An 8,892-nucleotide genomic window follows, 5' to 3' on the forward strand; every position below is an offset into this window, starting at 1 on the left:
TAAAAAAAAGTTTTCTAAAAAAATTTTTATAAAAAATTATTGATTTAAAAAGTGTAAAGAATTTAACCAAAAACACCCAAGAATATTACCTTTAGTTACAATAGAATTAATATACCCTTTGAAAATGTGATTTTCTAATTTTTGAAGTTACTTTTTTTTGAGAGTATAGCAACTAGGTTAGCCTTTTTTGTGAGGGGTAACCAAGCAAAGGAAATCTTATAGGAGGAAAAGATGTCTAATGAGATCATCGAGAGTTACGCTGATGTAAGACCTGATGGGAAGAAGAGTCGAATACCAGCTAGACTTGATTGGTGGCAGAGTGCCACGGGATTATTTTTGGGGTTGTTTATGATAGCCCATATGTTTTTTGTATCAAGCATTTTGATTAGTCCAAAGCTTTTTGATTGGCTGATTGGCAAAGCCGAGCTTGATTTTATCTTTGGTCATCGCAAACCTTTAGTTACTTCTTTTATCGTGTTTGTGGTGTTGGTAGCGTTTATGATTCACGCATTTTTGGCAATGAGAAAGTTTCCAATCAACTATAAACAATTCTTAAAAATGCGAACTCATAAAAATTTGATGAAACACAAAGACACGACTTATTGGTGGATTCAAGCTTGCAGTGGATTTGTGCTTTTCTTCTTTGGGAGTGCTCATCTTTTTGTGATTATGCTCTCACCCAATAGCCCTGATGCACTTGTGGGGATTGGCTCTGTGGCGTCTTCATTGCGTTTTGTGGAGCAACATTTTTGGATACTTTATCTTGTGCTTTTGATTGCTGTGGAATTACACGGAAGTATCGGACTTTATCGATTGGCTGTGAAATGGGGCTGGTTTGATCATTGGGGTAAAACTCCTGAAGCGACAAGAAAGGTATTGCAAAAAGTTAAAACCTGTATGACAATATTTTTTCTTGCACTTGGATTCCTTACTTTTGGGGCTTATATCAAATATGGAATTGAGTTTTCAAATCTTGAAAAACGAATGGAAAAAGCAATGAATCACGATGAGGTTGATGTGCTTATTTTGGAGGTGCAATAATGAAGATTATCTATTCTGATGCGTTGATTGTAGGTGGAGGGTTGGCAGGATTGCGTTCAGCGATTGGTTGCCGACAATTAGGATTAAAAACAATCGTTTTAAGTCTAATTCCCGTGAAGCGTTCCCACTCAGCAGCGGCTCAAGGTGGAATGCAAGCAAGTTTGGGAAATGCCAAAAAAGCTCAAGGGGATAATGAAGATATTCATTTTATGGACACGGTGAAGGGAAGCGATTGGGGGTGCGATCAAAAGGTAGCTAGAATGTTTGCAACCACTGCCCCAAAGGCAATCCGTGAGCTTGCAGCGTGGGGAGTGCCTTGGAGCAGGGTAAAAGCAGGAGAGCGAACTGCGATTATTAAGGGACAAAAAGAGACTTTTGAAGAAGACAAAGAGGCTCACGGACTTATCAATGCAAGGGACTTTGGGGGGACAAAGAAGTGGAGAGCGTGTTATACTGGAGATGCCACAGGACACTCAATGCTCTATGCAGTCGCAAATGAGGCTATCAAGCTAGGAACTGAGATTTTAGATAGAAAAGAGATGATTGCAGTCATTCATCACGAGGGTAAATGCCACGGCGTTGTGGCTAGAGATTTAGTCAGTGGAGAGCTTATCGCTTATATTGCCAAAGGAACACTAGTGGCCACAGGGGGATATGGAAGAATCTATAAAAACACTACAAATGCAGTCATCTGCGATGGTGTGGCAGCAGGGGCAGTGCTAGAGACGGGGATTGCAAGACTAGGAAATATGGAAGCAGTGCAATTCCACCCCACCCCAATCGTGCCTAGTGGAATCTTGCTGACTGAGGGGTGTAGAGGTGATGGGGGATTGCTAAGAGATAAAGATGGACACGCGTTTATGGTGGATTATGAGCCTGAGAAGAGAGATTTGGCAAGTAGAGATGTTGTGAGCCGAAGAATGCTAGAGCATATTAAAGCAGGAAAGGGAATCCAATCCCCTTATGGCGAACACCTATGGTTAGATATTTCTATCCTTGGAGCTGAGCATATCCACAAAAACCTAAGAGATGTTTGGGAGATTGCATATTGCTTCAATGGAATTGATCTCACTCAAAAAGGCGTGTATGCCCCTGTGCGTCCGATGCAACACTACTCTATGGGAGGGATTAGGACGGATTATAGAGGAGAGAGTGCATTAAAGGGACTCTTTTCAGCAGGAGAGGCAGCGTGCTGGGATATGCACGGATTCAATCGACTTGGTGGAAACTCTGTGGCTGAAGCTGTGGTGGCAGGTATGGTTATCGGAGATTATTTTGCAGAGCATTGCAAAAACTCTCAAGCTCAAATCTCAACTGAAGTAATTCAAGGCTTCCTAGATAGAGAACAAGCCAAACTTGAAGCAATCATCTCTAGAGAGAGTGGAGAAAATCCATTTAAGCTCAAAGCTCAAATGCAAGAGTTAGTAGAGGAGCATATCGGAATCTTTAGAACTGAAGAGGGGCTTCAAAAGGCAGTAGATGGACTAGAGGAGCTTTGCAAACGCTCCAAAAACATTGCTATCAAGTATAAAGAGCTAAGTGCAAACCCTGAGCTTGAAGAGGCTTATAGGGTGCAAAAGATGATAAAAATCGCCCTATGTGTGGCTAAGGGAGCATTGGAGCGAAGAGAGAGTAGGGGAGCTCATAGCCGAGAGGACTATCCCAAAAGAGATGATGTCAATTGGTTGAAGCGAACTTTGGCATATTGGAAAAATCCTGAGGATACGATGCCAAGCCTAGAGTATGAGGAGCTAGATATTATGGAAATGGAAATCGCTCCTGCTTATCGTGGATATGGTCCTCAAGGAATGATTATTGAGAATGAAAAATCAGCAATTAGAGCCAAAGAGATTGAGGAAGTGAGTGAGAAGCTTAAGGCTGAGGGCAAAAATCGATGGGAGATTCAAGATGCTTTAATGCACTTTGAGCTTCAACCTCGCTATAAGGCAAGAATTGAGAGAATAGGAGAGCCACTATGAGTAATCGAATTTTAACTTTCAAAATTTTCAAATACAATCCCCAAAGTGCAGTGTCTAAACCTCACTTTGCAGAATACAAGATTGAAGAGCTAGATTCTATGACAATCTTTATCGCACTCAATCAAATCAGAGCAGAACTTGATCAGTCTTTGAGCTTTGATTTTGTATGTAGGGCAGGGATTTGTGGGAGCTGTGGAATGATGATCAATGGTCGCCCACGCCTTGCTTGTAGAACACTGACAAAAGAGTTTGAGAGTGGGATTATCACTTTGATGCCACTTCCTGCCTTTAAGCTTATCAAAGATTTATCAGTGGATACAGGAACTTGGTTTGAGGGAATGACAAAGAGAGTGGAGAGCTGGATTCACAACAATCACAAAGAAATCGATCTTACAAAATTTGAAGAGAGAGTAGAGCCAAGTGTGGCTGAAGAGGTGTTTGAGCTAGATCGATGTATTGAGTGTGGGTGCTGTGTGGCAAGCTGTGGAACGAAAGTGATGAGAGAGGATTTCATCGCTCCTGCAGGGCTTAATCGTGTGGCAAGATTCTATATCGATCCCCAAGATGATAGAAGTGATGAGGATTGGTTTGAACTCATCGGAGATGATAATGGAATCTTTGGCTGTATGTCGCTTCTTGCTTGTCAAGATGTATGCCCCAAAGAACTACCTCTCCAAACCAAAATCGCTTATTTACGCCGTAAAATGGTGCAATGTAAGTAACCTCCTAAAAGGGGGTGCAAAGCACTATTTTTTGATTATAATAACTCAATTTTTTATAAGGAGTAAAAATGTATAAAAAAGTGCCATATCATAATGCACTCAAAGAAGCAAAGCACAAAGAAGGATTTTGTGAATATATGCTAAGGAAAATGAAGCTAACCCCCCCCCCCCTACACAGCCTGAGGAAATCGTAACTTTCAAACAAAGGTGGGAATATACAAAGACAAAACTAGGCTTAAGCCGAAAATATTTGATTGACAAGCAAAGACTTCTTATTGACGCACTCTGTGATCCCAATGGATTGGGAAAGCTAGAACTTATGCTCTACAATGTCCATACCCCTTGGCATTATCGCTATATCTTTCATCAACTCCCCTATCATATCTCAAAGCTAGAGGGAAAGAGGGTGGTGTGTATTGATTGTGGGGCACACGCAGGATTGATGAGTGATGTGTTTTTGTGGTGTGGGGCAGAGACTCACGCATTTGAGCCAAACCCTGCTATTTTGCCATTTTTGAGAAAAAAGTTTTCTCAAGCGATGAGTGAGGGGCGATATGTCCTCAATCCCAAAGCTGTGGCAGATAGCGATGGAGAAATGGAGCTATTTGTCGATGATGGAGGGGTGCTAAGTCAGGGGATTAGAATCATAGGGGAGAGCAAAGAGATGAAATCTATCCAAAAGGTTGAAGTGGTGGATTTGGTAAGGTATATCAAAGAGCTAGGAGAGGTGGATATTTATTTTCTCAAAATCGATGTGGAAGGGGCAGAGTTTGGGATAATAGAAAAGCTCATCAAAGAGGGATTGCATAAAAAAATTCACTATATTGCCTGTGAAACTCACGAGAGATTTTTCTCTGATGGAGAGGAGAAAATGAGAAAAATTAGAGAGCTTATCAAGTCAAACAATATCAAAAATATTTTCTTAGATTGGGTGTGAGGTTTGGGGGCTAATCCCCTAAAAGTGCTTTTATCCCTTCCAATGCTCCCATTTGCAAAGAATATCCCAAACCTTTGGGAATCTCTGTGTCTTTGGGGTTGATTCTGATAAGTTTGGCATTGGGGTGAGAGGTGGCAAGTTTCTCTCCCATATCTCTGATTGTGGGGATTGCAACACCTGCACCAATCTCTAAAATCACCAATAACTCATCTTGATTGAGAGAGCGTTTCCACTCTAGGAAGTTTTGGGCTTGGAGTGATTCCCTTGCGTCATTGAAACTCCAATCATTAAACATAAGAATATTTGGGCGTGAAATATTCCCACAAAAAGGGCATTTTGGGAGATTGGGGACTTTTGAATCTTCCATTGGGATTTCTCTATCCTCACGCCAAAGCTCGTGGGTGCAAGTGCATTGATGATAGGTGATATTGCCGTGGCACTCATAGAGAGAGCAAGAGGGGTAGCCAGAGGTGAGAAAGTGAGAATCTACATTGCTAGTGAGGACAAAAAATGATTTTTTGCTCCTAGCAAACTCTAGGAGAGTGGAGTAGCCCTGATGAGGTGGGGTGCGTAGATAGAGATTGTGGCGATGAGCGTAAAAACTCCACGCCAAAGAGGGCTGAAACAAAAACGCACTAGGGTTAGCAATCTCTTGAAAGTCAATCCCTAGCTCTCTGAGGGCAGGATACTCTCTCCAAAACCCCTCCTTGTCCCTAAAAGTGGGAAGCCCACTATCTGCACTCATTCCCGCTCCTGAAGTGATGAGGAGATGAGAGCAAGTGCGAAGCAAATCTTTGATGTGTTGCATTTTGTATCCTTTTGAAATGATTTTTGAAATTATAGTCAGATGAATGGGACATTTTTTGTCTTATAAACAGGAGAATTAGAATTCGTAGTGAGTCCATAGACTGATGATTTTTATCACCTTGCTTTCTTCGATAATCTCATAAACTAATCTGTGTTTGATATTGATTCTTCTTGAATACGCCCCTTGAAGTATGCCTTTGAGTTTTTCATAGGGTGGTGGGTTTTGGTAGGGATTACTTTTGATAAGCAAGATAAGATTTTTCGCTTTTGTATCAAGTTTTGCACTTTTGAGCTTAGGAATATCCTCTAGGGCTTTTTTGGTATAAAAGATTTGATAGCTCACCACTCCACTTCTTCTTCACTAATGCATTGACTCAATGGCGTATTTAAGCCATTTATGATTTTTTCTCTCATTTCTTGAGTACTTGAGAGGTAGAGAGTTTCTAGCAGAGAGTTGTAATCCTCTTCACTGAGTAAAATGGCATTGCCATTGTCTGTATGGATTTGCAAGGGTTGATTGTATTTGATTGTTTCTTCAAAAAGCGTGGAAATATCTTTTTGAAAGTTGGCAAGATTGATATTTTGCATTTTTACTCCTTTGAAACCCTGCACTATAGCATTTTTAAACTAAGGTTTTGTTTGAAAACATACCTTTTCTTTATGATTTTTGTGATAATTTCTTGATTTTAGGACATTCTATGTCCTTTTAGTTTGGATAGATTTTTGAAACAAGCAAAACACTTGACATTAGGGGGGGGGGATATGATACAATTATCTAACATTAAAAAGTAAAGAAAGGATAAAAAATGGCAGAAATGCGTGTAGAAAGACAGAGTATTGTGGATTATTTGTCAAAAAATACTTTTTTGATACCAATGTATCAAAGACCTTATGCGTGGGGAGAAGATGAGTGTGGACAGCTTTGGGAGGATATCATCAGTTTTTATGATGAAAATAGTGAAGGTGATGAGTATTTTTTGGGGACTTCTGTTTTATTTAAAGAGGGAAGAAAGCAAAATCTAATTGATGGACAACAAAGAACAACTACACTAATTTTGCTTATTAGGGCATTATATGAAAAAGCCTTTAAGCAAAAAGGCGAGAATACGCAGGGTTTGGTTAATTTGCTTGAATCTTGTTTGTGGAAAATGGATGATATAAGTGGAAAGGTGGATTACACACAACCAAGACTTCTTAGTGAAGTTGCTATTGATTCTGATTGTGAAATTTTGAGAGAAATTTTGAGTGATAAGTATCTCAATATCTCGGATTTTTCAGAACTTGAAGAAAAGGCAAAAATTAGCAAAAAGAACAAAAAGGGAGCATCAAAATATGCATATAATTTTTTATTTTTTATTGAAAAATCAGATGAAATTGCGAGGGAGCGTCCATTAGAGTGGGAAAAGATTTGTATTACAATCTTAAAAAAATGCGTAATTCTTCCAATTGAGTGTGATAGTCAGGAAAATGCTTTGAGAATTTTTAATACTCTCAATAATCGTGGAATACCTCTATCAGATTCTGATATTTTTAAGGGTGTGATATTCTCAGAGAAAAAGAGCGAGGATGAAAAACGAAAATTTGCTGAAGAGTGGAAAGACCTCGAAGTAAAACTTCACGATGGAAAAATCTCTATGGATTTCATTTTTCTTAACTATATGCATATTGTTAGGGCTAGAGAGGGGGATAAAGGCAATGTAATTGGTTTGAGAAGATTCTTTATTGAGAAACATAAACAAATTTTACAAGAAAAACAGACATTTGAAGAAATTCAAGAATTAACAAAGTATTGGTGTGATGAATATAGTGAAGGATTGTCAAAAGAAGTAAGTCAATTTTATGAAGTGCTAGATTTACTGCCAAATGATTATTGGAAATACTTAGATAGTGCATTCTATTTTTATAAAAAAGACAAAGTAGATAACTTTTTTTCAAGTATGGAGTTAAAACAATTCCTTGCACGAGTTGTGTCAAACTTTTTGGTAAAACTTATTGAAAAACCTACAATTGCAACAATAAAACCTATTACCTTTAATGCCTATACATCTCTTTATAAAGATGGAGTAATGGATTTTAGAACAGATTCAAAGCAGATTTTAGAGGATAAGGATTTTTTTAAACAACAATTCTTTAAAGCCAATCGTTTGACTCCTTCTCTTCTTGCATTGAATATGTATATTAAGTATCCTCAGCAAGAGCCTTGGATAAAAGCTGAAATTGAGCATATCCTACCAAGAACTACTGATTGGAGGGCAAGTTACAAGGCATTAAACAAAGATGAGGAATATTCATATATTGAATCAATCGGAAATAAAATGTGGCTTGAAAAGAGGTTAAATATTCAGGCTTCAAATGATTATTTTGACAACAAAAAAGAAAAATACAAAAAATCTGCATTTTTGGAAGCTCAAGATATGGCAAAAAATCCAAAAGATGATTGGATAAAGATAGATATCGAAGAGAGAAATGAGGAAATTTTTGAGAGGCTTTATCACTTTTTCAAAGAAAATATCTAAAAAACCCTATGCTAAAATCCCTCTAAATTTTTCATAGAGGATTTGGCAATGCTAAGTGGTTTGTTTGTGGGGGTGGTGTTTGGGTTTTTGGTGCAGAGGGGGCAGTTTTGTTTCACTTCAGGGTTTCGTGATCTCTATTGGCACAAAAACCCCACTTTTCTCTCAGCACTCCTTATCGCTGTGAGTATTCAATCTATCGGACTTTTTACCCTCAGTGCTTTCAAGCTCATCTCTATCCCCACCACACCCCTGCCACTCCTAGCCACGATTTTAGGAGGACTTATCTTTGGTGTAGGAATGGCTGTGGCTAGGGTGTGTGCGACAGGAGGTTGGTTTCGCTCTGGTGAGGGCGTGATAGGGGCAAGTGTGGCACTTTTCTCTTTTGCCCTCACAATCACTTCAGCCCAAAATGGTTCTCTCAAAACCCTTCTCTCTCCATTGCTTAAACACCCCTTAGAGATTAGCAATATCTATCTCACTCTTGGGATCTCCCCTTGGTGGCTTGTGGGAGTGCTGACTTTGGCGAGTGTGGGGCTATTTTTGTATTGCTTTAGGCGTTATCCTTCTTATAAAGATTCTAGACATTACTCTATTTGGCTTGTGGCTGTGGGGCTAGGGGTTTTGGGGATTGTAGCGTGGATACTTAGTACTCAGAGTGGGAGAAACTATGGCTTTGGTATCTCTGTGCCGACAATGCACCTTTTCTCCTACCTCACCACAGGACAACAGCGTTATCTCAACTGGGGAAGCCTCTTTGTGATAGGAATCTTTATCGGCTCATTAGTGAGTGCAAAGATATGGAAGGATTTTGAGTGGAGGAGTTTAAGTGGGGTAGAGTTTCTCAAAAGCCTAGTAGGAGGGGTGCTGATGGGGGTGGGGGCGTATTGGGC

At 39.5% G+C, this 8,892-nt stretch carries 9 protein-coding genes; 6 read left to right on the forward strand and 3 right to left on the reverse strand.

The features are described 5' to 3' along the window. Positions 1–231: 231 nt before the first annotated feature. The 4 genes from CQA58_RS03635 to CQA58_RS03650 all read left to right on the forward strand — a co-directional run bounded on the left by CQA58_RS03635 (position 232) and on the right by CQA58_RS03650 (position 4,679). Positions 232–1,041 (forward strand): fumarate reductase cytochrome b subunit, encoded by an 810-nt coding sequence (locus CQA58_RS03635; RefSeq protein ID WP_115569363.1) that lies wholly within the window; start codon positions 232–234, stop codon positions 1,039–1,041. After that, on the forward strand, positions 1,041–3,020 hold the full coding sequence (locus tag CQA58_RS03640; protein ID WP_115569364.1) for a fumarate reductase flavoprotein subunit: 1,980 nt from the start codon (positions 1,041–1,043) through the stop codon (positions 3,018–3,020). The genes CQA58_RS03635 and CQA58_RS03640 overlap by 1 nt, the downstream gene beginning before the upstream one ends. Further along, complete coding sequence (locus tag CQA58_RS03645) at positions 3,017–3,742, forward strand: fumarate reductase iron-sulfur subunit (RefSeq protein ID WP_115569365.1); 726 nt, start codon at positions 3,017–3,019, stop codon at positions 3,740–3,742. The genes CQA58_RS03640 and CQA58_RS03645 overlap by 4 nt, the downstream gene beginning before the upstream one ends. Positions 3,743–3,992: 250 nt before the next feature. Beyond that, positions 3,993–4,679, forward strand: coding sequence for an FkbM family methyltransferase (locus tag CQA58_RS03650; protein WP_115569366.1), 687 nt, complete (start codon positions 3,993–3,995; stop codon positions 4,677–4,679). 10 nt (positions 4,680–4,689) lie between these two features. Here the strand turns inward: CQA58_RS03650 and CQA58_RS03655 are convergent, their stop codons facing one another. From CQA58_RS03655 to CQA58_RS03665, 3 genes are all read right to left on the reverse strand, one after another. After that, positions 4,690–5,487: an SIR2 family NAD-dependent protein deacylase gene (locus CQA58_RS03655; protein WP_115569367.1), complete on the reverse strand. Its 798-nt coding sequence runs from the start codon at positions 5,485–5,487 to the stop codon at positions 4,690–4,692. Positions 5,488–5,562: 75 nt separating this feature from the next. After that, the gene (locus tag CQA58_RS03660) at positions 5,563–5,829 is read right to left on the reverse strand and encodes a Txe/YoeB family addiction module toxin (protein ID WP_245942757.1); all 267 of its coding nucleotides are present in this window, start codon (positions 5,827–5,829) and stop codon (positions 5,563–5,565) included. Continuing rightward, positions 5,826–6,074: a type II toxin-antitoxin system Phd/YefM family antitoxin gene (locus CQA58_RS03665; RefSeq protein ID WP_115569369.1), complete on the reverse strand. Its 249-nt coding sequence runs from the start codon at positions 6,072–6,074 to the stop codon at positions 5,826–5,828. The genes CQA58_RS03660 and CQA58_RS03665 overlap by 4 nt, the downstream gene beginning before the upstream one ends. 227 nt (positions 6,075–6,301) lie before the next feature. On the opposite strand from CQA58_RS03665, the gene CQA58_RS03670 reads away from it, so the two are divergent. Together CQA58_RS03670 and CQA58_RS03675 are read left to right on the forward strand one after the other, a co-directional pair. Then, the gene (locus CQA58_RS03670) at positions 6,302–8,002 is read left to right on the forward strand and encodes a DUF262 domain-containing protein (protein WP_281270004.1); all 1,701 of its coding nucleotides are present in this window, start codon (positions 6,302–6,304) and stop codon (positions 8,000–8,002) included. A 48-nt stretch (positions 8,003–8,050) separates the two neighbouring features. Further along, a partial coding sequence (locus tag CQA58_RS03675) for a YeeE/YedE family protein (RefSeq protein WP_147288600.1) occupies positions 8,051–8,892 on the forward strand: 842 nt, incomplete at its 3' end.

It is taken from the genome of Helicobacter brantae (genome assembly GCF_003364205.1).
GTDB lineage: Bacteria > Campylobacterota > Campylobacteria > Campylobacterales > Helicobacteraceae > Helicobacter_G > Helicobacter_G brantae.